This window comes from Wolbachia endosymbiont of Drosophila innubila (assembly GCF_021378375.1).
Classification (GTDB): domain Bacteria; phylum Pseudomonadota; class Alphaproteobacteria; order Rickettsiales; family Anaplasmataceae; genus Wolbachia; species Wolbachia pipientis.
In genome coordinates this window covers 246,333-270,121 of sequence record NZ_CP076228.1, presented here as the reverse complement: position 1 = coordinate 270,121, position 23,789 = coordinate 246,333, and the positions used below count along the sequence as shown (strand labels likewise).

20 protein-coding genes, 2 pseudogenes and 1 riboswitch are annotated in these 23,789 nt (G+C 35.5%); of the genes and pseudogenes, 7 read left to right on the top strand and 15 right to left on the bottom strand.

Annotated elements, in window-relative coordinates:
* Nucleotides 1–76 precede the first annotated feature (76 nt).
* The gene (locus J4T77_RS01370) at nucleotides 77–877 is read right to left on the bottom strand and encodes an ATP-binding protein (RefSeq protein WP_233641077.1); all 801 of its coding nucleotides are present in this window, start codon (nucleotides 875–877) and stop codon (nucleotides 77–79) included.
* A complete protein-coding gene (locus J4T77_RS01365; RefSeq protein WP_233641076.1) occupies nucleotides 877–1,380 on the bottom strand; it encodes a hypothetical protein in 504 nt (167 codons plus the stop codon). The genes J4T77_RS01370 and J4T77_RS01365 overlap by 1 nt, the downstream gene beginning before the upstream one ends.
* Nucleotides 1,381–1,512: 132 nt before the next feature.
* On the opposite strand from J4T77_RS01365, the pseudogene J4T77_RS01360 reads away from it, so the two are divergent.
* Nucleotides 1,513–2,848: pseudogene (locus J4T77_RS01360) on the top strand (IS4-like element ISWen1 family transposase).
* Here J4T77_RS01360 and J4T77_RS01355 read toward each other — a convergent pair.
* A complete protein-coding gene (locus J4T77_RS01355) occupies nucleotides 2,831–3,019 on the bottom strand; it encodes a hypothetical protein (protein WP_095742694.1) in 189 nt (62 codons plus the stop codon). The pseudogene J4T77_RS01360 and the gene J4T77_RS01355 sit on opposite strands and share 18 nt — an antisense overlap.
* Nucleotides 3,020–3,085: 66 nt before the next feature.
* A complete protein-coding gene (locus tag J4T77_RS01350; RefSeq protein WP_190321256.1) occupies nucleotides 3,086–5,680 on the bottom strand; it encodes a valine--tRNA ligase in 2,595 nt (864 codons plus the stop codon).
* Nucleotides 5,681–5,928: 248 nt separating this feature from the next.
* Here J4T77_RS01350 and J4T77_RS01345 point away from each other — a divergent pair, with 248 nt between their 5' ends.
* Nucleotides 5,929–6,666, top strand: coding sequence for a hypothetical protein (locus tag J4T77_RS01345; protein ID WP_233641075.1), 738 nt, complete (start codon nucleotides 5,929–5,931; stop codon nucleotides 6,664–6,666).
* 50 nt (nucleotides 6,667–6,716) lie between these two features.
* Here the strand turns inward: J4T77_RS01345 and J4T77_RS01340 are convergent, their stop codons facing one another.
* On the bottom strand, nucleotides 6,717–7,232 hold the full coding sequence (locus J4T77_RS01340; protein ID WP_010962614.1) for a gamma carbonic anhydrase family protein: 516 nt from the start codon (nucleotides 7,230–7,232) through the stop codon (nucleotides 6,717–6,719).
* A 144-nt stretch (nucleotides 7,233–7,376) separates the two neighbouring features.
* On the opposite strand from J4T77_RS01340, the gene secG reads away from it, so the two are divergent.
* Genes secG through J4T77_RS01325 form a run of 3 tightly spaced genes read left to right on the top strand, consistent with a single transcriptional unit; the run spans nucleotide 7,377 to nucleotide 9,734 of the window.
* Nucleotides 7,377–7,697 carry a preprotein translocase subunit SecG gene (gene secG, locus J4T77_RS01335; protein WP_010962615.1) on the top strand — a complete coding sequence of 107 codons (321 nt, stop codon included), beginning with the start codon at nucleotides 7,377–7,379 and terminating at the stop codon, nucleotides 7,695–7,697.
* A complete protein-coding gene (locus J4T77_RS01330) occupies nucleotides 7,697–9,301 on the top strand; it encodes a CTP synthase (protein ID WP_015588967.1) in 1,605 nt (534 codons plus the stop codon). The genes secG and J4T77_RS01330 overlap by 1 nt, the downstream gene beginning before the upstream one ends.
* 25 nt (nucleotides 9,302–9,326) lie before the next feature.
* Nucleotides 9,327–9,734: a nucleoside deaminase gene (locus tag J4T77_RS01325; protein WP_010962617.1), complete on the top strand. Its 408-nt coding sequence runs from the start codon at nucleotides 9,327–9,329 to the stop codon at nucleotides 9,732–9,734.
* Between the two features lie 40 nt (nucleotides 9,735–9,774).
* On the opposite strand, the gene J4T77_RS01320 is transcribed toward J4T77_RS01325, so the two are convergent.
* Entirely contained in the window at nucleotides 9,775–10,977 is a 1,203-nt protein-coding gene (locus J4T77_RS01320; protein ID WP_244226872.1) for an MFS transporter, read from the bottom strand.
* A gap of 178 nt (nucleotides 10,978–11,155) precedes the next feature.
* A complete protein-coding gene (locus tag J4T77_RS01315) occupies nucleotides 11,156–11,422 on the bottom strand; it encodes a hypothetical protein (protein ID WP_038198831.1) in 267 nt (88 codons plus the stop codon).
* A 714-nt stretch (nucleotides 11,423–12,136) separates the two neighbouring features.
* On the opposite strand from J4T77_RS01315, the gene J4T77_RS01310 reads away from it, so the two are divergent.
* A complete protein-coding gene (locus tag J4T77_RS01310; RefSeq protein WP_233641074.1) occupies nucleotides 12,137–13,237 on the top strand; it encodes an ATP-binding protein in 1,101 nt (366 codons plus the stop codon).
* Between the two features lie 547 nt (nucleotides 13,238–13,784).
* Complete coding sequence (locus tag J4T77_RS01305; RefSeq protein WP_010082654.1) at nucleotides 13,785–14,783, top strand: pyruvate dehydrogenase complex E1 component subunit beta; 999 nt, start codon at nucleotides 13,785–13,787, stop codon at nucleotides 14,781–14,783.
* Here the strand turns inward: J4T77_RS01305 and J4T77_RS01300 are convergent.
* The 8 genes and pseudogenes from J4T77_RS01300 to J4T77_RS01265 form a co-directional block, all read right to left on the bottom strand.
* Nucleotides 14,759–15,133 carry a TrbC/VirB2 family protein gene (locus tag J4T77_RS01300; protein WP_006279664.1) on the bottom strand — a complete coding sequence of 125 codons (375 nt, stop codon included), beginning with the start codon at nucleotides 15,131–15,133 and terminating at the stop codon, nucleotides 14,759–14,761. The two genes, J4T77_RS01305 and J4T77_RS01300, sit on opposite strands and share 25 nt — an antisense overlap.
* A gap of 698 nt (nucleotides 15,134–15,831) precedes the next feature.
* Nucleotides 15,832–17,628 (bottom strand): translation elongation factor 4, encoded by a 1,797-nt coding sequence (lepA, locus tag J4T77_RS01295; protein ID WP_190321260.1) that lies wholly within the window; start codon nucleotides 17,626–17,628, stop codon nucleotides 15,832–15,834.
* Between the two features lie 75 nt (nucleotides 17,629–17,703).
* Nucleotides 17,704–19,098: a malonyl-CoA decarboxylase gene (locus J4T77_RS01290; protein WP_190321261.1), complete on the bottom strand. Its 1,395-nt coding sequence runs from the start codon at nucleotides 19,096–19,098 to the stop codon at nucleotides 17,704–17,706.
* Between the two features lie 1,020 nt (nucleotides 19,099–20,118).
* Nucleotides 20,119–20,811 carry a thiamine diphosphokinase gene (locus J4T77_RS01285; RefSeq protein ID WP_010962623.1) on the bottom strand — a complete coding sequence of 231 codons (693 nt, stop codon included), beginning with the start codon at nucleotides 20,809–20,811 and terminating at the stop codon, nucleotides 20,119–20,121.
* Complete coding sequence (locus tag J4T77_RS01280) at nucleotides 20,792–21,067, bottom strand: SemiSWEET family sugar transporter (protein WP_006280002.1); 276 nt, start codon at nucleotides 21,065–21,067, stop codon at nucleotides 20,792–20,794. Before J4T77_RS01280 ends, J4T77_RS01285 begins: the two co-directional genes overlap by 20 nt.
* Nucleotides 21,056–21,158, bottom strand: a riboswitch (TPP riboswitch). (Overlaps the previous gene by 12 nt.)
* 76 nt (nucleotides 21,159–21,234) lie before the next feature.
* A pseudogene (locus J4T77_RS01275) lies at nucleotides 21,235–22,079 on the bottom strand (SPFH domain-containing protein).
* Between the two features lie 7 nt (nucleotides 22,080–22,086).
* Entirely contained in the window at nucleotides 22,087–23,025 is a 939-nt protein-coding gene (locus J4T77_RS01270; RefSeq protein ID WP_233641159.1) for a M23 family metallopeptidase, read from the bottom strand.
* A gap of 3 nt (nucleotides 23,026–23,028) precedes the next feature.
* Nucleotides 23,029–23,769, bottom strand: a complete 741-nt coding sequence (locus J4T77_RS01265) for a YebC/PmpR family DNA-binding transcriptional regulator (RefSeq protein ID WP_010962626.1) — start codon at nucleotides 23,767–23,769, stop codon at nucleotides 23,029–23,031.
* Between the last annotated feature and the right edge of the window lie 20 nt (nucleotides 23,770–23,789).

The following is a 23,789-nucleotide window of genomic DNA, read 5'->3' as shown; positions in this document are numbered from 1 at the left end:
ATCTTCAGTCTGCTAGCTAAAAAATGACTTAGACCTTGTGTATCGAGTGTACCATTGTACTTATAAGTCTAGTTAGCTATTGATCGGGGTAGAACATACTGGTATATCCAGAATCACATAAAGCGTCATTCAGCTTATGTGATGGTCTAGATGTGTATTGCTGTGATTCTCCTATAGAATTTTCAATTTTCCTGTTAGTCTGCTTATTCGACACCTCTCCAATATTATATTTAATACAAAAATCTTTAATTATAGTATAAGCAGAAGTTCCAATCTTGTTGTTTAACTTTTCAACTATATAATTTATAAAACATTCCACATCTGCTGCTGAGATAGAGAGTGTTGTAAGTGTTGTTTCGTTTAAAATTCTTGAGATAGCATGCTTGTACTTTTTATTTTTTAATTTTTCATTCAGACCATCCTTCAGTATATTCTTAAGTATACTTCCTTCTATCATAGTAAACTTGAGTTTACTACTCAAACGACTTCCCCTAACAAGTGATGCATCTAAATCTTGCAGACTAACATTAGTTGTAGCAAACACCGTCACACCTTTATCAGCTTCATCGAATCTAGTGAAAAAATAATTTAAAGGTACTCGATTGGCATCAGTGCGTCCCTTGCCAAAGCTGTCGATTTCATCTATAAGAACTATACAAGGAGCGTTTTCGTTTGCTTTATTAAAAAGCTCATTTATATTTGATTTTTCAAGCAAATCAGCTCCAGAAACTTTTATAAATGTAGTTAGAGATATCAGCTGATCCCCAATCGCCTCAACAATTGAACTCTTACCAGTTCCTCCTGGACCGTGAAAAATGAATCCTCTTTGTATTTTTTCTTGCTCTTCTTCTGAATCACCTGATTTTGCTGAAGACACTATATTAATATTATTTTTATTGATTCATAAATATTTACTAATTTTGTTTTTATCTCTTTTATAAATATAAAATCCTCAAATGCTTTCTTCCCTCTTTTTTCACCTTTTGCGCAAAATTTCATAAAAATCTTTTCTTGTGTTTTACTTTCTGTTGCAGCACTAGCAATCTTTGCCTTTAGCTCTTCCATTTCATCTTTTGTTGCAGCACTACCAATTAGCTTTTCAACTTCATTACTAAGCTTATTTATCTCTTCTTTTGTTGCAACACTAGCAATCTTTACCTTTAGCTCTTTCACTTCATTGTTAAGCTTATTTAGCTCCTCTTTTTTTGCAGCACTAGCAATTAGCTTTTCAATCTCATTGTACTGACTACTAAGCCTCTCATTTAGCTCTTTGATTTGAGGCTCTAAGCTTTGTATTATATTTTCTTGCTCTTTAGCTAATCCATTTTTTTCATTAGGTTCTGCTTTTTGTGCATCAAGCTTTTTATTCTGGCTGATCATTTTACATGAAAGTACAAGCACCAGAACAGAAAGTATAGACAAACTCAAAGCAACCATACGCGTCAAGTTAAGGAAATAAAGGTATGAAAGAGATAGAATAATAAGGTATAAGTTCTCCCAGAAATACTTTTAGTGAGAGAACCAATGAATAAAATAACTAGCTTATCAAAAAGCTCAAAGAATTTTTAATGAAAAAAGCAGACAAAATCTCAATTACAACAAGGTTTATAAAAAAAAGAAAGCTAAAAGGTTCATCGTTCGTAAAAGCCATGGTCTTGGGTAATATAGGGGTTGATAATTGTAGCGTAGAAACAATGTGTCAATTACTAAACGAGGACTCGATAGATATAACAAAACAAGGTTTGGATTTTAGATTTACTGAAGAAGCAGTGGAATTTATGAAAAGGATGTATAATGAATCTGTGCTTCTCTTCAAAAATATCTTGCAAGTTGATTGCAAAATCTTACAGCAATTTAATAGTGTTAAATTATTGGACAGTAGCTATATTACTCTACCTAACAGTATGGAAGAGATGTATAAAGGTTATGGTACTAGCTACAGTGGCTATGAAAGCAATACTAAATCTGGAATAAAGTTACAATTAGTTTTCGACTACATGAATCAGATAATAGACCAACTTAATTTAACGGAGGGAGTAAGATCAGACCAGGGATATAGGAAACATTTAAGTAATATATTAAGCAATGATTTGCTAATATCTGATCTCGGTTATTTTGTGCCAAGTTCTTTTAAACAAATCAATGAAATAGGAGCTTATTTCATAAGTCGTTATAAATCCGATACCAACATATATGATGTAGAAACAAATCAAAAATGGAGTTATTAGAATGTTTAGAGGATAAGTTATTTTTAGAAAACGAGGTATTGTTAGGAAAAGAAGCAAAAATTAGAGTAAGAATTATATGTCAGAAACTAACTGAAGAACAGTCTATGGCCAGAAGAAGGAAAGCTAATAGATTAGCAAGATCGCAGGGATATACATCCTCTAAAAGAAATCAAAAATTGTTGAACTGGTCAATATTTATAACTAATGTTCCAGAAAATAAAATTAGTGCTGAGCAAGTATTAACGATTTACAGAGTAAGGTGGCAAATTGAGTTATTATTTAAATTGTATAAAAGCCATATCAGACTTGATAAGCTAAAAGGAAAGCCATGCAGAGTATTATGTGAACTATATGCTAAATTGTGCGCAATTCTTATATTTCACGGCATAGTTGGTTGCACAGAAGTGAAAAAGAATACAGAACTTAGCTTAACAAAGGCATTTATTGAGCTAAAAAGGCGGGTTATAGAGTTATTTTTAGCACTAAAGAATAAAGTTAATAGTTTGAAAGTTTTTCTTAAAAAGCTTACCATAACTTGGTCTCGATTTTCATTAAAAGACAAGTACAGAAAAACTAGAGTATCTACCTTAACTTCCCTGAATTTACTTACAATCTCTTAACTTGACGCGTATGCTCAAAGCAACAGGAAGAGCTACATTAAAGGCTGCAACTGAAGACAAGAACTCAACATAAGGGGCAACGGCAAGTGTCCCAGACGCAAGCAATACCAAAGTAGCAAGAGCACCAGCTATAAGATACGGTGCATTGGCTTTATTATATAAATCCCCCATTATTATTCCCTCATACTAATAATGATTACAATAGCATGGATATTAAAGGAAGTAAAGCTATAAAAATCAATATAAATCTATATTCACTATGTATTTCTCGTCTTCAGTTTCAAGCTCAGACTGCATCCACTCTATCGTTTCCGCATTGCAAACTGCCTGCAAATCATTCTGTGCGGATTGATCCAACTTATCCTCTCGTAGATCTGCTTTTATCATCAACTTTTTTATCAGATGCTTAACTGATACATTATTATCTGCCTTTATCTTTCTGATAATGTTTAATATCTGAATAACATTATCTCCCATTTCCTCTGAATATTTATCGTAGATAAGTTCTTCTTTGCTTGGCCAATTACTTTGATTGTGTACAGAATTATAACTATACAACTGGTGGTATATCTCTTCTGTAATGTATGGCAAGAAAGGTGCAAATAACCGCAAAATAACATTTAACACATACGCCAAGCTTTGTTTTGCACTTAAGGTTGCTTCACTGCTTCCGTACGCACGTTTTTTTACTAACTCCAAGTAACTATCACAAAAATCCTTCCAAAAAAATTCCTCTATTGCGCCCAAAGCTTCGCAGTATTCAAACTGTAATAGGTTATTTGTTGCTCTTTCTATAACTTTGTATAACTTAGACAATATCCACTTATCCATTGTCTCGTGAGCAGAATTTATGCTCATCACTTGATGCTTTTCCATGAACATGGAAACGAACTTGCTAGCGTTCCAAAGTTTTGTAACGAGGCGCTTGCCAATTTTGAATGTATTTTCAGAGTAGACTGTATCAACTCCAAGCCTTGAGTTCGCTGCCCAATAGCGCACTACATCAGCTCCATAAATTTCAAGTATTACATGAGGAGTGATGATGTTACCCTTTGATTTACTCATCTTTTTCTTATCATCTGCTAAACACCAACCGCTGATCATAATGTTTTTCCAAGGTAAAGAATTTGCATGATAATGTGCCTTTAAAATAGTATAAAAAGCCCAAGTTCTTATTATCTCATGGCTCTGGCTGCGCAGATCTGCAGGAAATATCGTATCATAGCGATGATTTGGTAAGCTAAACTCACTGTTTACTGCCAGTGCACTTAGTTGAGGAGTAATTGAACTTGTGGCCCAAGTATCCATTACATCTTGATCTGGGATAATCTCTTCTTTGCTATACCCTTTTGGTAAATCTTTCGATGGATCTATAGGTAGGGCCTTTATTTCAGCTAGGATGATTTTGCCCTCTTCTCCTTTACGCTTGGAATACCACGCTGGAAATGGCACACCAAAATAGCGCTGCCTTGAGATGCACCAGTCCCAATTTAGCCCTTCTATCCACACTTCCATGCGTTTACGCATATTGCTTGGGTGCCAATTGCATTCTTTTACTTTATCTAATACTTGAGCTTTTTGCTCTAAGGTCTTGATAAACCATTGATAAGTAGGCAATATCTCAAGTGGTGCACCAGATCTTTCTGCACACTTAACAGAATGAGAAATGTTAGTGCTTTCTACCAAAAGTCCTTTTTCAGTTAGGATTTCGATTATCCGCTTTCTTGCTGCTGTAACTTTCAATCCATTTATTTCATTTAGTATATCGTCTGTCATCCGAGTAGCTGACACTGGGATCCATTCTTCTTTCTGATCACACCCACCTTCCTTTGTCATCTGAGTAGCCCTTTCTCCTGTCATCCCAGTAGCCCCTATGGTGTCATCCCAGTGCCTAGACACTGGGATCCATATTTCTTCCTTCTGACCATGTACTGAATGAAGGCTCATCCTCCCATCCTGATCGATGATAATTTTCATCGGTAGATTATGCTTTTGCTGCCAATATATGTCGAGTTCATCACCAAACGTACAGCACATAACAAGCCCAGTGCCTTTATCTATTTTAACCTTATCATCAGCTATTATTGGAACTTTTGTCTCTGTGATCGGCACCACGGCTGTTTTTCCGATCAGATGGGTGTAGCGCGCATCCTCTGGATGACAAAAAACTGCAACACATGCTGGAAGTAACTCAGGTCGCGTAGTTGCAATGTTGATCTGCTCATTTTCTTCAGTAGAGAAAACTATCGTATTTAAGGATGACTCAAAAACTTTATCTTCTATTTCTGCTTGCGCAATTGCTGTTTTATCAACCGGGTCCCAAAGGATGGGCTGCATTTTTCTATATGCATACCCTTTATTATATAGATCAATAAACGACATCTGTGAAAGCGTCACAGTTTCCTTGCTGATCGTGTGATATTCCAAATCCCAGTCATAACTAATGCCGACCGATTTAAATAATTCCTTGAATTCTTGCTTTGATTTTTCAATAACCTCATGGCACATCTCTATAAATTTTTCCCTGCCAACTTCTTTTGCGCGGGTTTTATAGGTTTGCTCAACCAATCTTTCAGTGGGAAGCCCATTATCATCAAACCCAATTGGGTAAAACACATCTTTTCCCAGCATGCGCTGAAACCTTGCAATAAAGTCCGTGTGGCAATAGCTAAATATATGGCCAATATGCAATTTACCCGATATTGTCGGTGGAGGTGTGTCTATAGTGAAAGTGTTATCCTTTTCACCATTCCACCTGTAAACTTTACTGCCTTCCCACAATATGTTGCATTTGTCTTCAACTTCTTTAAAGCCGTATTTTTCTTTTAACATAAATATTTCTCAATTTTAAACTTTAAGCTAGCAACGTCATACCGCCGCGGTATCTCTAGATCCCGCTAACAAGCAGCGGAATGACGATGGTCAGTAAACCTAAATTACTTTAGCTATAGCACAATTACGGCAATTTTACGCCAAAATTTTTTGTTTATAAACATAAATTTCTATGCTATGATAAAGGTATTACTTAACCTTAGGTTCTAAGGGTATTATATAATGTTAAATTATAATTGAGGTTCGTTATGCTAAGCTTAAAGGGTGGTACAATAAAGGTTAACAGAAGTAAAATAGTGCTTGTTATAGGAAAAGATGATCATAAAGAATTCAAAAAGTATAAAGACGTAGATAGGGATGGTACTATAATTGATGACAAGTTTTATTGTACGCTAAATGATCAACAACTATATATTACTGGTTTTTATCCTCAAGAAGGACTAGGAGGAGATAATGTAACCATAAATGTAAAATCCGTTGGGGTAAAGGGTAACGAATATTTTACTAACCACAAAAAAATGAAAAGTCTGTTACACCTTAACGATGAGGAAAAGGAGATTATGGTAAAAACCCTATCTTGCCATCCCACAGTACAATTGTTAGAAGAGAAAAATGTTAAAATAACAGAATTGAAAGCTGCAAAAGAGCAGTTAAAAGCCAAAAAGGATGAAATAAAAGACTTACAAAATCGATTGACTGAAGCTGAGGAGAAAAATAGAAAACTAGAAGATAAAAGCAAAACAACTGAGCAACCAAAACAAGGCAATGGAGCACGGTACACTGCTACTGTTGGTATGGGTCTTGCTGCTGGACTGATAGCATTTACTGCACTTAAACGTACAGTTAAGTTAGAGATGTTAGTAATGATTGGTATAGCAGTAGCATCTGCACTCGTAGCCGGTGGTATTACATATGCAGTATTACTTAGTACTCAAGTAGATGGGGCAAAAGCACAAGAAGTAAATGAGAATGGGAAAAAGAAGTAACAAGGGTTAAGCCGAAATGTACGTGTCAAGTAAAACACTTGACGCGAACTTCAGTTTTTATATTCCTTCATTAGCATAATATAATTTTGTGCTGATTGTGTAATATGTTTAATTTCTTCATTCGACATTTTTTTGAAGAATTTTGCTGGCCTGCCAGCCCATATTTCCCCACTTTTTATCACTTTTCCGTGTGTTACCAGTGAGCCAGCAGCTACCATAGCTTCAGGCTCCACAACTGCATGGTCCATCACGGTAGAGCCCATACCAATAAACGCCTTATCATGCACCGTGCATGCGTGCAACACACAAAAATGTCCCACTGTTACCATGCTGCCAATAATTGTGTCACCACCTGGGTTTCTATCCACATGAATTACCGTTCCATCTTGAATATTTGTTCCATTACCTATTTTTATTGATCCAACGTCCCCTCTGATTACACAATTAAACCAGATGCTTGCATCTCTTCCTATTTCAACCTTACCTATGATATGCGAACCACCTGCGATGAAAGCACTTTCGTCTATTTTTGGTTCATAATCTTTATATTTTAAAATGTGATACATATTAAGCCCAAAGTCTTATGCATATGTTAATCAAAATAAGGTAAGCAGTAAATACATACTTAGATTTCAAGTTATTTGGGTGACAGATGTTCTTGACTTACGTGCTTTGTACTGCTAAGATTTTTATTTTCAGCCCTATCTATAATGTCAGTAGCGGTATTAAGTATATTTCAAATAATATTGGTTGTTGTGTTAGTAATTTTAGTGCTCTTGCAGCCGCCTGGAAGTAGTTCGTTAAGTGGTTTTAGTAATACACAACAGGGGGTCAATTCGATGATTCCAGTGAAATCTTCTGAAAACCCGCTCAGCAGAATAACGGCTATTGTTGCTGGATTGTTTATTATAAACACATTGCTATTGTCAGGATTATATTCAAAAGACGTACATAAAAAATCGATTGCAGAGAAAATTATATTAGAAAAAAAGCAAGAAAGTGAACCTACTTCTGTTCCATTTGAAAATTAATGAAGGAAGCTAAATTTATCTTTGTTACAGGTGGAGTTGTGTCATCGCTTGGTAAAGGCTTAGTTGCTTCAAGCGTTGGTGCGCTTCTTCAAGCTCACGGTTTTAAGATCCGTATCAGAAAACTTGACCCGTATCTCAACATTGATCCTGGGACAATGAACCCAACTCAGCACGGAGAGGTATTTGTGACCGAGGATGGTGCTGAAACTGATTTGGATCTTGGGCATTATGAGCGTTTTACTGGAATTAAAGCAACAAAAGATGACAATATAACAACTGGTAAGATATATCATGAGTTATTGAAGAAAGAGAGGCGTGGTGATTATCTGGGCAAAACTGTGCAAGTCATTCCTCATGTGACAGATTTGATCAAATCGTTCATTTTTAATGGTACGGAAGGTTTAGATTTTGTAATATGTGAAATAGGCGGAACTGTAGGTGACATTGAAAGCCAACCATTTTTGGAGGCTATACGTCAAGTTAACTACACATTAGGAAAACAAAGAGTTATCCTTATTCACTTAACTTTAATACCATATCTTACCGCAGCGCAAGAATTAAAGACAAAACCAACGCAGCATTCAGTTCGAGAGTTAAATTCCGCGGGGTTACAACCAGATATTATATTATGCCGCAGTGAGAAAGAAATTTTCGATAATCAAAGAGAGAAAATAGCTAAGCTTTGCAATGTTTCTTTATCCAATGTGATACCTGCCCCTGATGTGAGTCATATATATGAGTTACCGGTGTTGTATAGCCAATGTGGGCTTGATACGCAAATTTTGGAGCACTTTCATTTAAGTAAGCCAAAACCAAGCTTGACTGAATGGGATCAAATAGTGCATTCCATAAGGCACCCAACACAGGAAGTTACTGTATCTATAGTGGGAAAATACACCGAATTCCCTGATGCATACAAATCACTGGTTGAAGCATTAAATCATGGTGCGATTAGTAATAAAGTCAAAGTAAAGATAAATTGGGTTAACTCAAGAGAGAAGGAAGAAAAACCTATAAATGAAAAACTTATAGGAGAGAAATTACAGAATTCTCATGCAATCCTTGTTCCAGGGGGGTTTGGTGATGACGGAGTAGAGGGTAAAATATTAGCAATAAATTATGCCCGTACAAATAATATCCCATTTTTCGGAATTTGCCTTGGTATGCAGCTTGCAATTATTGAATTTGCTCGTAATGTTGTTAAGCTTGAAGATGCACACTCTGAAGAATTTCGTAACTGTAAACATCCAATCGTTAAGTTAGCTGGCGATCAAGATGACGATCTTGGTGGAACCATGAGACTTGGGGCATACAAATGTAATATAAATGCAAACTCTAAAATGATGGATGCATATAGTAACACTACTATTTCAGAAAGACACAGGCATAGATACATAATCAATTCAGATTATAAAGATGATTTGGAAAAAAATGGGCTGCTATGCAGTGGCATATCAGAAGATGGAACGTGCATAGAGGCAGTGGAGTTAGAGAGTCATCCGTGGTTTATTGGTGTGCAGTTTCATCCAGAATTTCAATCAAAGCCGTTTTCTCCTCATCCTCTTTTCGTGTCGTTCGTTAAAGCAGCAATTGATAAGAAATAAGTGCCTAGTGTTTAAGTATCAATATATGGAGCTTGCCATAGAGCAAGCCAAACTCGCTCAAAAAAATGATGAGGTGCCCATAGGTGCTGTAATAGTGAGTGGAGACAATATCATTTCTTCTGCACACAATATATCCAGCGATCCAACTGCACATGCAGAGATGTTAGCGATCAGACAAGCATTTTCAACTCCCACGCTTTGTGATGCTGATATGTACGTAACATTAGAACCATGTCCGATGTGTGCTCAAGCTATTTCCTTTGCCAGAATTAAACGATTGTACTTTGGAGCTTATAATCCAAAAGGTGGAGGAATTGAAAATGGTGCTAAGATATTTCAATTTTGCAGCCATATACCTGAAGTTTATGGTGGGATATTAGAAATAGAATGCTCTTTTTTGTTAAAGGATTTTTTTGAGAAACTAAGGACCTAATTTAGGTTACGGTATAAATCTAAGAGAAAACTGAGAACTTTCACAAATCAAAATTTTTATCTTGCGGTTTTATTTGCAATATTGCTACCACACTGATCAACAAGCAGAAGACTATATAAAGCCCAGCAGCAAGGTTTGTTTGAGGAAATGTTACAGTCAACCAAATACAAACCATAGGAGTAAATCCTCCATGTAACGCATAAGAGATATTGCGTGATAAGCTCACACCACTAAATCTAACATTGGTAGGAAAGAGTTCAGATGCAACTATTCCTATGGGAACTATACCCCTTTCTATTATAGAGAGAACCATTACGCTCAACGCAATCACAAGATAATTTTTATAGTAATATGCAATAGATAACGCAGGACAACACAGTGCCATTGTAATTGCTATAAATAAGATTGCAGTGCGCTCTTTTCCAACTTTATCAGCCAACATTCCAAACGCTATTGAAGATATCGGCATTAATACACTGGTTATAATCAATACAATTTCGTTGATATATGTTGTTACATAAACATCCACTGATGCTATTTCCTTTGCGAGAGTTCGAAGAAATATGGTAAATCCAACAGCAACATTAACAGGTACAGATATTAAAATAGCAAGTATAAGAGCTCTCTTGTGGCGTTTTATAAGCTCTATTATTGGCAAATCAGGTAAATTTCTTTGTTTTCGATTTTTTTCATATGCTGGAGTTTCTCCCAATGTGTATATGCTATACGCGCTAATTAATCCTAAAATAGCTGAGAAAATAAATGGCAATCTCCAACCCCAGGTACAAAAATCAGTAGTTTTTTTGCAGATAATCACTATCACCGCAGAAAGCAAGACGCCAATGGAGCGACCAAAACCCATCATTCCAAAATACATCCCTAAGTTCTCTTTCCTACTGGATAAATGCTCTATAAGATAAACAGAACTTCCTTGTTCACCACCAAGTGCAATTCCTTGTGTTATATGGATTGCAAGAAGCAATATAGTAGAAATTATACCTACTTGATTGTGACTTGGAATAAATGCAATGAGACTTGATGGTATCGATATTAGCAAGATAGTAATTATTAATGCTATCCTCCTTCCATACCTGTCACCAACGTGACCAAATATGAATGCACCAAGTGGCCTTACAATTGCACCTAGCCCTACAATTCCAAATAATTGCAGTATGTTACTGTAGACATCTTTTGCAAAACAAAACTCTCTGCTGATTATGTTAATCAAATCAATAAAAAGCATGTAGTCATACCATATTGCGATTCTGCAGAGTATGGTTGATATCAACACCCTTGTTTGCACTAAATTCAATTCGTAAATGTTTGCTTATTCTATTCTGGCTGCTTTTTGGGATTTTACAACCTAAACATATGGAGTTGACTTTTTTATTATGGTGTGTGATAATTGCAATGAATATAGCTTATTTAGCAGCACTTATAGCAGCAGCTATAATAAAAATAGCAGCAGTAATACTTTGTGCTATAATGTGTATAAGCATTTTCTTTATATTATTTAAGGGAATTAAAGAACACTTAGATTCAAAAGGATTTCTATCTCTTCTGAAAACAGTAGGTGTAATTTCTATAATACTATCAATTATATCTCTCCCACTTATTATATTAAGCCTTACTACTCCGTCACCTCTGGTAGTAGGTATAGTAGGTGGTATCGTTGGTGCTATTTCCATAATACCATTAATAGTAGCTTACATTTTGCTTGTGGCTATATCGAATATCTTTATTACCAAGTCTTTATAAATTTGAGCTAATGTTACTGTCTTCATTTCTTCTTGGTTGTAATATTGCTGAAAGTTATCTATTTCCATAGGTATAACATATAATCTGATTTTATAAGATATTCTACCGGGATTAAAATATCGTAAATCTTAGGCGTTATAAACAAAATTTACAGGAAAAATAAGATGATACTACTCAAAAAGGCAAACAAGACGGTATTTTTCTGGCATAAGTTAGCGTTCAGCTTTACCTTTCCTTGCAAGACATTTTAGAGCTATTATGTCTTGCTTCTTGAAGATACAAGTTAGCGTTTTTAACCCGAATTCTGGATTGGAGATTAAAAAAAACAAGAATATCAATAGCTTATTGTTTTAGCATTTACGATAAAGCAGTAAGCATTTTAAGACTAGTTACTAATTTAGTAAAATTCAAGACTTTCAATAATTTACCTAAAATCTAATCCAGAATTCGGGTTAATAATAAAATCTTGTTTTTTGAAAATGAATTTGGTAAACTTTAAAGATGTGTGTGACAATATGGTGATATATTGTTTTTAGTATTTAATAAAGTACGTACTTGATAATTTTTCTGAACGCTCTAATCAAGCTAAAATAGGTAAGCTAGATAAAATTATTCTTAGTTTAAAGTTGGTATAAGGTATTAAGATGAAAAAAATTGAAATTTCAGAATTACTAAAAAGAATTTCAATCTGTTTACTATGCGTGGCAACTATTGTCTCTATCGTTTTTTTGTTTGCCTATATGCATACAATGTTGCTTAGTAAAGGGTATGAGTTAGCTGCACATTATGCTAGTGAAGCTATGCCTTGTGTGTTACTTGTCGTTCTCCTTTTTATTGTTTGGTTTGTATATGATCAAGTATTCAGCAAACTAAAGGAAGTAGAGCTGCCTATATCGATAGAATTAGCTAATTCAGATGATAAAAGAATAACATTTGCTGATGCTATAATTGATGACTCCTTAAAACAACGGTTGCAGATGATTTGCTGTGACCAAATGACAGAAGAAATGCGCAAGCTGTTTGGAAATAAAAGTATTAATTCACTAAGAGGTTACATATTATATGGCCCTCCTGGAAATGGTAAAACACTTATCGCTCGTGCAATTGCAGGTGAATCAAATATGAATTTCATAAGCATCTCAGGTCCTGAACTTATTGGAGTATATATTGGTCATGGTGCACATGCTGTACGCGAGCTTTTTAAAATAGCAAAAAAATATTCTCCTTGTATAGTCTTTATAGATGAAATAGATGCAGTTGCACAAAAAAGAAGTACCGCTAATAACTCAGCTTACCATTGTCGAGAGAGTTTAACACAGTTGTTAACTGAAATAGATGGATTTAAGAGCAGAAAAGATATAATAGTAATTGGTGCAACTAACCTTATCGGTGGTATAGATCCAGCACTTATTAGACCTGGACGTTTAGGTCAGAAGGTTTATGTCCCTAATCCAAACATAGAGGTGAGACAAAAGATATTGGCACTTTATATGCGAGGTACAAAAACTGATGAAAAGCTAAGCCTCCAAGACATTGCAGACAAGACTGAAGGCTATTCTGGGGCTGAGTTAGAGCAATTAGTGAATGAAGCAAAAATTAGCGCTGGTGCGCAAAGACGGCTTATAGTGAGTGAGGAAGATTTCAGTTACGCGCTTCACAGGTTAAGTCCAGAACAAGAAAGAGATAGAATAAAGTTAGTTTCAAACGCGAAGACACAGATAGAAGAAACTTCTTTTACACGGTAAACATAAAAATTGAAATTATAGAAGTGTAGCTGAGCCAACCTTCGTTATTCTTATTATTACCCACAAATAAAGACATGGTATTGCATTTACTCAAATAATTTAATTTTATTAACCTGAAAGCTTATTGGATTAAAATTATTAAATTAAGAGTTATAATTTTAGCAACTAAAAGCTGTAAATTGCACCATATAAACAGTTATTTCAAGCAAAAGTTATACTGACCTTAGCCAGAAAAAGTGGTGGAAAAGTTAGGAATGTTTTTTACAAAAAAAGACAGTATCAATAAAAAGGATTTTATTCTATTTGAAATATAAAATTATCATGTATTTTTCTGTTATTCCCAAGTGAATTATTATTAACTTAGCAGTATATATTATTAAAAACACAAGCAATACAATCATTTTTAGCAACCAAAACCAGCAAGCGTGAGAAGATTTTTTTTTGGAATGAGTTGGTCATGATGTTTGTAAAACTTAATTTGTACACTTTACTTACCCCCAGTAATTCTGATATAGTTACTTTAGTTAAAGTCTATAAAAGTTTATAAATGGCAACCTTAAGTGTAAGAGAAGCTTTATGCACAGCAATTAGAGAAGAAATGCAAAACGACTCTGATGTGCTTATCATGGGTGAAGAAGTTGCAGAGTATGATGGTGCTTATAAAGTAACGAAAGGATTACTGAAAGAGTTTGGAGAAAACAGAGTAGTTGATACGCCTATTACCGAACATGGATTTGCTGGCCTTGCTGTTGGAGCGGCATTTGCTGGATTAAAGCCAATAGTCGAGTTTATGACTTTTAATTTTTCTATGCAAGCTATTGACCAAATTGTGAATTCCGCAGCAAAAACAAATTATATGTCAGGCGGACAACTTGGATGCCCTATAGTATTTCGTGGACCAAATGGCGCTGCAGCAAGAGTTGCTGCACAACATTCTCAATGCTTTGCAGCTTGGTATTCGCATATACCGGGGTTAAAAGTAATAGCACCCTATTTTGCCTCAGATTGCAGAGGTCTGCTTAAAGCTGCAATTCGTGACCCTAATCCGGTAATATTTCTAGAAAACGAAATAGCTTATGGACATGAGCATGAAGTTTCTGACTCTGAGCTATCAAACAAAGATTATCTACTTGAGATAGGCAAAGCTGCTGTTATACGGGAAGGAAAGGATGTAACTATCACTGCTTTTTCATTAAAATTAATGGATGCCTTAAATGCAGCAGATTTACTTTCGAGTAAAGGTATAGAAGCTGAAGTTATTGACCTCAGAACCTTAAGACCACTTGACACTCAAACTGTTATTAACTCTATTCAGAAGACTAATAGGTTAGTTAGTGTAGAAGAAGGATGGCCATTTGCAGGAATAGGAGCAGAGCTGTCAGCCGTTGTTATGGAACAAGGATTTGACTACCTTGATGCTCCAGTTGTACGTGTAACTGGCAAGGACATCCCCTTACCTTACGCTGCAAATCTAGAAAAAAAAGCATTACCGCAAGTGGAAGATATAGTTGAAGCCGTGCATCAGGTCTGTTTTAGAAAAAAATAGTTCTTTTTTGTGTCTCCTGTTCCGCATTGGTCCATCAAAGAAGTATTTCCAGTGCCGCCTATACCACCCATTACTTTTATGACGATAGTTTTAGCACCGAAAAATACAGCACAAAATATACCGAGTGCAAAAAGAGCTGGCCATGGCATTCTACCAAATATCGCAAGCAAAGCTGCACCTATTATCACTACGGTCATAAGCGGTCCGCCTATTCCCCAAACGTAGCCAATAATGTTACATATTACTTGAGCAGTTGTATCAGTATTAGTGTCAGCGGCAGCACTCCCAACATGAGAAAAAGAAATAAATAATACTATAAAAAGAATATTAAAAACTTTCCTAGGGTTCATCTCTATACCTTAAATTTAGATATTGCAATTATACCTAAAATACTATAATTTTTAGTAAAACTAGCATAAAGATTGAATAACAAACGGTGCCACAAAAGTAGTTGACACACAACTGCACAAATATTGTAATATAGACATAGTAAACGATATTATTCCAGTGCTTGACGCTGGAATCCAGACTTTAATTGTTATATTTATAAATAAGTCTGGAACGTTCATCTCAAATGCAGTATTTTTGTTGAAATAGCTCAACTGGATCCCAGTGTCAAGCACTGGGATGACAGCAGTCCTACGTCATACCGCCGCGGTATCTCAGCCGCTAACAAGTAGCGGGATGACGGTTGTCGTTTAGCCATAAACATTAAGAAATTTACCAAATAAAAAAAAGGCAAAAGAAACCCTAGGGTAGCTAGTTATTCACTATCCATTTTTTAAGTTGGCGTTTTTTTATGTTTTAAACGCTTTATAAGCGCGTTTCAGCTTATGTAGGTAGAAGTTTTATAAAGACATAAGGTGCACATAGTGCAAAAAATTAAACATGAGACGCCAGATACGTGAGTTTTTTTGTCATTTAATCTGTACAGAGAAGATAAATAAATAGCTTCAGTTTCATGATAAGGGGGCTGGCGGAGTTTGTCAAGTAAGTTTTTTCGTTTCTAACGGTTGTTGCCAAAAACTATACAAGAAGTCTTTTAAGATCAATCACTTATCTTCAAGGCTTGAATAAAAGCATTCTGTGGAATATTTACGTTCCCTATAGAATGTAACCTTTTTTTACCCTTCTTTTGCTTTTCAAGTAGTTTCATTCTTCGCGTTACATCTCCACCATAGAGTTTAGCTGTTACATCTTTTCTGTATGGGTTAATCGTTTCTCTGGCAATAATTTTTCCGCCCACTGCCGCTTGAATCGCGATTTTATATTGCTGACGTGGTATTAAATCCTTCAAGCGTGCACATATTTCACGCCCCCTTTTTTCTACCCTACTTTTGTGAACGATACAAGCCAGTGCATCTACGGGCTCTCCATTAATTAAAAAGCTTAATTTATCTATTTGGCTTACCAGATAGCTGGAAATTTCCCAATCCAAACTTGCATATCCTTTGGAAATTGATTTTAATCGATCATAAAAGTCAAAAACAACTTCAGACAGTGGTAATTTATATCTTAACAATGCTGTTGTTGTGTTACCAATGTAAGATAAATCCTCCTGTTCTCCCCTCCTTTCTTCACATAGAGATAGAATATCACCTAAGTATTGATCAGGAACCATTATGGTTGCGGTAATCCACGGTTCTTCCACAATTTCAATTTTCGTTGGATCTGGCATATCACTTGGGTTATGAATATTCAAAACTTCACCACTTCGTGTTGTAACCCTATATATAACACTCGGTGCAGTTGCTGTTAGATCTAAATCAAACTCTCTCTCGAGTCTTTCTTGAATAACTTCAAGATGCAACATTCCCAAAAAACCACAACGAAATCCATAGCCTAGTGCATTTGAAGTTTCAGCTTCGAAGGTAAAACTTGCATCATTTAAATGTAACTTCTCTAGAGCTTCCCTTAGATATTTAAAATCATCCGTTTTGTGAGGGAAAATGCTACAAAATACCACAGGATGCACTTCTTTAAATCCAGGAAGTGCTTCACTACAAGGTCTCTTTTCCTCAGTGATAGTGTCTCCTACCTTGCAGTCTGCTACTTCCTTCATTGAAGCAGTTATAAAACCAACTTCACCCGCTGAAAGTTCACCCGTCATCACTTTTTTAGGGGTGAAAATACCGATATTATCTATCTGATATGTAGCATTATTAGACATCATAACAATTCTCATGCCTTTTTTTAGCACTCCATTTTTAACTCGCACTAAAATTACTACTCCTAAGTAAGTGTCATACCAACTATCAACCAAAATTGCTTGCAGTGGAGCATTTACATCACCTTGAGGAGCTGGAAGTTTTGCTACTATTGCTTCCAGTACATCTTTTATTCCAAGTCCAGTTTTTGCTGATATTAAAACTGACTCACTTGCGTCAATGCCAATTACTTCCTCAACCTGGAGTTTTACCTTTTCTGGATCTGCAGCAGGAAGATCAACTTTATTGAGCACAACTATTATTTCATGGTTGTTGTCAATAGCTTTATATACATTTGCAAGGGTTTGTGCTTCAACGCCCTGGCTACTATCTACCACTAAAAGTGAACCTTCACATGCGGCTAAGCTTCGGCTTACCTCGTAAGAAAAGTCAACGTGACCTGGGGTGTCCATGAGATTTAGGCAATATTGATTACCGTCGTTTGCCGTATAATTGAGTTTTACCGTCTGTGCCTTAATTGTAATCCCACGTTCGCGTTCTATATCCATTGAATCGAGTATTTGATTGATCATTTCTCTTGCTTCAAGGCCGTTACATTCCTCTATTAAACGGTCAGCAAGCGTTGACTTACCGTGGTCTATATGCGCTATTATTGCAAAATTTCTTATGTTGTTCATTTATGGCTATTTTACTTAAGTAGAACCATTTTACATTTTAAGTGTTGTGAGGGCAATCCTTTATTAAGAGACTATTTACTCCTTCAACATAGACGACACTTTTTTCGAGCAGGAAATCACTTTATTAACCATATAGTTTTCATGATTATTATCTATTTTAGGCAACTCATACAGATAATTTACCATCATTCCAGCCGACTGACCAATACCTTTTTCAGAAGTATCCGCCATCCAGTTTAATTGTTTTATCGATGCACCATTGCTTAAATGAAAATGCGCCACCGGATCATAAGCATTCCCATTACTATTATTCACTTTTAGTAAATAATATGCACATAGTTTAAGCATGCATTGTTTAGTTTCATTTATACATTCAACGTTAATTTTTAATTGCTCTGCACTTTCTAAAATTTCTGTACTAGATTGTTTTATATTTAGTTTGCCCAATAAAGTGACATCTTGGTTTAGATTGTTTTTTAGCCATTTCGTAAAGCCAGGTATTGGAGAAAGAGTTGCATATGTTTTTATACTTTTAAACTCCTGTGATAGCTTTTCTACAACCCTTTTGATCAAAAAATTACCAAGGCTGATTCCAGATAACCCTGCTTGAGTGTTTGATATTGAATAGAATATAGCAGTGCTTGCATTACTCGGATCATTTGAAGGTACTGACTCATCTAAAAGGTGTTGAATACTATCTGCAATCTTATCCACCAATGCAACCTCTACAAAAATTAGAGGTTCGTTTGGTATCTTGTAATGAAAAAAAGCAAAACAGAGACCCAGCCTGTTTTTTAAGTCATCCCAAGAGGAAATTTTATGCACAGCTTCATATTTTATAAGTTTTTCTAGCAATGATGCAGGTGAATCCCAGGTGATTTGACGAAGATCAAGTAGATCAACATCAACCCAAGTATAGAGTATATTTTTTAATTCGCTTTCTAGTGGATTCAAGCTTCTATATTGGTTCTTTAGCTTAAGCACGTCAGAACGCATATCAACAATAAACTTAAGGCCTTCTGGTAAAGAAATAAATTGCTTCAATATTTTAGAACGCGGTGATTCAAGAATTTTTATTAAATCCTGTTCAAATTTATAGTTTAACTCGGGATCTTGGTTTTTCTTATACTCTCTAATTTTCTCATCTATTTCCGCTTTATTCGGATTAAATTTTTCTGCCAGGGTTTGTAGAAATTTTATTTTACCTTTCTCTGATAAGCTTAAGTACAAGTTACCAAGAGATACAGCGTTTTTACGTGCTGAAACCTCCCCTCCCTTTGGATTTAAGCACTCGTTCATCTTCAAGACTAAACTATCGATATCGCGACTGTTGCTTAAATCAGGACTGATGTTACCAATCCACGATCTTACAGCATCTGCCACTCCACCTAGTATTTTAAAAAAGCTTCTTACCGCCTTTTTGTCTTCAATTTTCACTATATCAGTTTTTACCAATGATTCTTTTGTCATAGATTCCCTTTATTATACATAGCTAATGCAAGTCAGGGTCATACCGCTGCGATATCTCTAGATCCCGCTAACAAGTAGCGGGATGACGAATTTGTCGTTTGTCAAATCGTCGGTAAACCCAAGTTATTTTAGCTACATATAGCTTAAGTTAAAGGAAAATTTTAGCTACATAGCAGGCACTATTACTAGATTATTAATAATTCAGTAATACAATAGACTTCTTGCACTACCTCCCAAGCCACAACTGTCATTCAGTAGAAACGAAAAAACTTGCTTGACAAACTCCGCCAGCCCCCTTATCATAAAATTGAAGCTATTGTATTTGCTTTCGCCAATCTGCAGATTAAAAGGTAAGGATTACTTAATGTATCGGCGTCTCATGTTCAATTTTTTGCAGTATATAGATACTGTATGTCTTTACAAAACTTCATCTACATCTAGATTTTTATCTAAATAAGCTGAACGCGCTTATAAAGCGTTACAAGACATCAAAAAATGCCAATACTCGACAGAGATAGTAAAAGACTAGCTAACTCGGGGATTCTTTGTCTTTTTTTCTGCTTAGTAAACTTCTTAAACATTTGCAGCGTAAGTTAGTTGCAATTAAAAGCAGCTTAATCTTGCTTGTCAAGCGTTTAAAACATAAAAAACGCCAATATTTTAAAGCAGATAATAACCCCAGGGCTTCTTTTGCCTTTTTTTTCATTTGGTAAATTTCTTAATGTTTATAGCTAAACGACAATCGTCATCCCGCTACGTGTTAGCGGGATCTATGTTAAGGTATAGTAGGGGATCTATGTTAAGAGATACCGCGAATGAATCGCGGTATGACGGTGTAATGATGGTTAAGTAATTCGTCATCCCGCTGCTTGTTAGCGGCTAAGAGATACCGCGGCGGTATGACGTAGGACTGCTGTCATTCAAGTAGCTGGAATTGGAATGACACGTCATAAAGGAACCAGTGTCAGCTACTTGGATGATACCTTTTTCTACTTAGTTTGGGTTATGCAAGAAGTCTATTTACTTCTTAACTTGACGCACATGATGTCTTGCAGCATCATCTACTGTCTCTAAATAAATCATTGCTAGACATATACCACTGTGTACTTCTACGGATACCTTATTGCCTAAACTTCGATTAAAGCAAGAATTTTTTCCCGGAAAAGCAAGATTACTAAGGTGCAGTTCCCATTTTAATCCTTTAGTTGATATTTGAGCTCTCGGTATACCAAGTAAAGATATTTTAGTATTTTTTGGCAAAGAAAAAAAATGGGTAATACCTTTTTGTAAAGTGTAACCTACCATGGGAGGTGAAGGTGTGTAAAAGATACTGCCCGTACTTAGAAAAATGTTAATATTCTGTAGTATGTGATCAATTGCTCCTCCAGTAATACCCGTTACTATTGATGGCAATAACTTTACTGTTTTTAAGTGAGCCATTGCTTTAGAAAAGTCGCAATAATCTTGATCAGGTAGATATATCGTATTCAAATTAGCACGTAAATCCAGATTTACGCTATCCAAATCTCCTACTACAAGATCAGGTTTTACGCCAATTGATAGAAGCTTGTTTGCTCCTCCATCTACAGCAATAATAGGTATATCTCGTTTAAAAAACGATGAGCTCGGTATTTTTCCATTTAGCACTACAATAGAACGATATTGTTGTTGTGTACTGCAGTGCAGCACATGATCATGGTGCAGGTTTTGCATCGTAGTAACATTTTTGAATAATTGATATTATGCTAATCACTAATCCAGCAATATTGCTAAGCACCACAAAAATTGAGCTCTGGTAAAGACCATAGCCAATCCAAGACAATGAACAAATAAGATAGTTTACTAACATTAACATCGATACATCACGAGTAACTTTAGTGATATATGCTTTATATACTTGAGGTGATAATCCAATTAGAGATGCAATTAACGCAATGAAGCCGAAGCATTCTTCAATATTTATATACATACATTTTCCTACGCTTGCTTTAACAATATCAGGTTCAAAGGGTTGTACTTTATGTACTCTCAGCTTTTCTAGAGCACCCCTAATGCGTGTAATTTATAACATCATTTAGTCTATTAATCAAGAAATTAATAGTGACTTGCATTTATGAAACCCAATCGGCTTCTATGCTAATTATTATCTAAACTAATCGTCGGTTGTGCATCTTGCTCAGAGATTAGGGCAACCAACAAATTATTTATCAATTGAACCTTTTGCTTGCCATCTAATTGTAAGCTTTTGTTTTTTTCAAAATGAGCTATTACTTCCTCGACAATTCCTATTGCATTTTGCACTATATGCCTTCTTGCCGAAGTGATAGCATGTGCTTGTTGACGCCTTAACATTGCTTGTGCAATCTCGGACGAATACGCCAAATGCGATATTCTTGCTTCTGTAATCTCAATTCCTGCAATATCTAATCTTTGTTGTAACATTGACCGCAATTCATCTGAAATTTTATCAGAATTTTTACGTAAAGATTCCTCATTGCTCTCGCTGTCATACGGATAATTGCTCGCCAATTCTCTAATTACCGAGTCACTTTGTACAAAAACAAATTCGTGATAGTTGTTAACATTATAATACGCCTTTGCAGGACTGCTCACTCTCCAAACAATTACTGCAGAAATCTCTATTGGACTTCCATTTGCATCATTAACTTTTATTTTTTCTGTGTTAATATTCTGAAATTTTAGGGAAACTATATATTTGCTTGAAAAGGGAAGCGTTACACATATTCCAGACTTAAAATAAGTTCCAATATAATGACCAAAAAATTCTATCACTCTTGCTTCATTAGGGTCATTAATAAAAAATCCTTGAAGAAAAGTCAAAATTGAAACGGCAGCAACTCCAAGTGCAATTGTGCTGTCATATGCCAAAAAAAGCAGCGATAAAATTAATCCTAGCGCTATTAGTACAGGAAAAGCCCGAATTTGACTCAAATTCTATCGTTTATCGTATTCTTATCCATATTGTCTTTAAACTTCTTTTTCACTTGAACTCTCTCTGTTGATCGTTTTATTTATCTTATTTACAAATAGTTTAAACTCTCTTAATTCATGATCAGGCAATTTTACTTCAGTTTTATGTGCTATCGTAAGCGGATCGATGTGTTTGCCGTTATATATAACTTCGTAATGTAAATGAGGGCCTGTTGCAACACCAGTGCTACCAACATAGGCGATGACCTGCCCCTGCTTTACTTTAGAGCCTAACTTTATATCGCCACTAAATCTACTTATATGCGCGTAACAGGTTGAATATTCATTTTTGTGTTTTATTTTGATGTAATTTCCATAGCCACCATTCTTTCCTATATATTCTATCACACCCTCTGCAGCAGCGTATATGGGAGTGCCAAGTTTAGCTGCATAATCCACTCCTTTGTGAAAAGCAATTTTACCGCGAACAGGATGCTTTCTATTGCCAAATTTTGAGGATATGCGATAATCTCCATTTAAAGGATTTGCAAAAATTTCGCCATTTTTTAAGCTTATTCCTTCTTTATTAAAATACCTTTCTTTGCCGTCTTGCGATTTATAATGATATAAACTAATAGCTTTCTTGTTTATTATCAGTGAAGCATATAAAATTTTTTCTTCAGTCTTCTGATTATTAGGCAATCTCTCAAAAAGAACCTCCAATTTACTCTTCGGCACAATGTCTTTTTTAAAATCAACACCGAAATCTTTATATATGTTGATCAATTTCACCGCTGTATTTGGCGCCAACCCTTCCGTGGCAAAAAAGGAAGATTTTATGGTACTGGATATGAATAACAACTTTCTATCACTTTCTGTCGTCAAAGTAGCTTTTTTTTTTCTGATTCCATGCTGGAATGGCTGTGCAAGATCTGTTGATGTTTCAGCGGTATATAACGGTAAGATAAAGAGCAGCATAAATACAATCAGCTTCATCATTTAAACAGCATCAACAAAAGTAAAATTACCTTCCACATACTGTACATCATCATTATCTTCTAATTCTTCAACCAATGCAGATAATTTATCAATCAACTCTTTATCGCTAATTTCAATCAGATCTTTTGGCTGCCATGAAAGACGAGCAAGTTCTGGTTCTCCGAATTTTGCATAAAAGGCATCGCGTACTTTACCAAAATCTTTTATTTCACAAGTTATAACGTGTAATCCTTCTTTGTCATTTTCCTCAACATTCAATACTTCTAATTCGATTCCATGACTGAATAAATCATCAAAATTCACACCCTCTGCTTTATAGACGATTAAGCCTACATGATCGAAAAGGTAACTAACACTTCCTGTTTCTCCCAAGTTTCCACCCTTGCGAGAAAATATATAACGTACCTCAGAAGCAGTTCGGTTGCGATTATTAGTCAAAACATGGACAATGAGTGCAGTGCCAGAAGGCCCATGACCTTCATATTGGATTTCCTCGTAATTTTCTCCAGCAACGTTACCAGTTGCATTTTTTATTGCTGTTTCTATTTTATCTTTTGGTAGATTTTCCTTGCGTGCAGCAAATATAGCAGAGCGAAGGCGCGGGTTGAGTTCGGGATCGGGCAGCCCTTGCTTTGCAGCAACTGTTATTTCTCTGATCAGCTTCGTAAATTTTTGAGAGCGCTTTGCATCCTGAGCGCCTTTCCGATGTTTTATATTTGAAAATTGTGAATGACCAGCCATATTCAAATAGTTAAAAACCT

Bases quoted from the DNA above. Each gene is read 5' to 3' on its own strand.
- J4T77_RS01270 (WP_233641159.1), bottom strand. From the start codon at position 23,025: ATGAAGCTGATTGTATTTATGCTGCTCTTTATCTTACCGTTATATACC.
- secG (WP_010962615.1), top strand. From the start codon at position 7,377: ATGTCAGTAGCGGTATTAAGTATATTTCAAATAATATTGGTTGTTGTG.
- J4T77_RS01320 (WP_244226872.1), bottom strand. From the start codon at position 10,977: ATGCTTTTTATTGATTTGATTAACATAATCAGCAGAGAGTTTTGTTTT.
- J4T77_RS01355 (WP_095742694.1), bottom strand. From the start codon at position 3,019: ATGGGGGATTTATATAATAAAGCCAATGCACCGTATCTTATAGCTGGT.
- J4T77_RS01350 (WP_190321256.1), bottom strand. From the start codon at position 5,680: ATGTTAAAAGAAAAATACGGCTTTAAAGAAGTTGAAGACAAATGCAAC.
- J4T77_RS01305 (WP_010082654.1), top strand. From the start codon at position 13,785: ATGGCAACCTTAAGTGTAAGAGAAGCTTTATGCACAGCAATTAGAGAA.
- J4T77_RS01290 (WP_190321261.1), bottom strand. From the start codon at position 19,098: ATGACAAAAGAATCATTGGTAAAAACTGATATAGTGAAAATTGAAGAC.
- J4T77_RS01345 (WP_233641075.1), top strand. From the start codon at position 5,929: ATGCTAAGCTTAAAGGGTGGTACAATAAAGGTTAACAGAAGTAAAATA.
- J4T77_RS01265 (WP_010962626.1), bottom strand. From the start codon at position 23,769: ATGGCTGGTCATTCACAATTTTCAAATATAAAACATCGGAAAGGCGCT.
- J4T77_RS01310 (WP_233641074.1), top strand. From the start codon at position 12,137: ATGAAAAAAATTGAAATTTCAGAATTACTAAAAAGAATTTCAATCTGT.
- lepA (WP_190321260.1), bottom strand. From the start codon at position 17,628: ATGAACAACATAAGAAATTTTGCAATAATAGCGCATATAGACCACGGT.
- J4T77_RS01330 (WP_015588967.1), top strand. From the start codon at position 7,697: ATGAAGGAAGCTAAATTTATCTTTGTTACAGGTGGAGTTGTGTCATCG.
- J4T77_RS01300 (WP_006279664.1), bottom strand. From the start codon at position 15,133: ATGAACCCTAGGAAAGTTTTTAATATTCTTTTTATAGTATTATTTATT.
- J4T77_RS01340 (WP_010962614.1), bottom strand. From the start codon at position 7,232: ATGTATCACATTTTAAAATATAAAGATTATGAACCAAAAATAGACGAA.
- J4T77_RS01365 (WP_233641076.1), bottom strand. From the start codon at position 1,380: ATGATCAGCCAGAATAAAAAGCTTGATGCACAAAAAGCAGAACCTAAT.
- J4T77_RS01325 (WP_010962617.1), top strand. From the start codon at position 9,327: ATGGAGCTTGCCATAGAGCAAGCCAAACTCGCTCAAAAAAATGATGAG.
- J4T77_RS01285 (WP_010962623.1), bottom strand. From the start codon at position 20,811: ATGCAAAACCTGCACCATGATCATGTGCTGCACTGCAGTACACAACAA.
- J4T77_RS01280 (WP_006280002.1), bottom strand. From the start codon at position 21,067: ATGTATATAAATATTGAAGAATGCTTCGGCTTCATTGCGTTAATTGCA.
- J4T77_RS01315 (WP_038198831.1), bottom strand. From the start codon at position 11,422: ATGGAAATAGCACCAACGATACCACCTACTATACCTACTACCAGAGGT.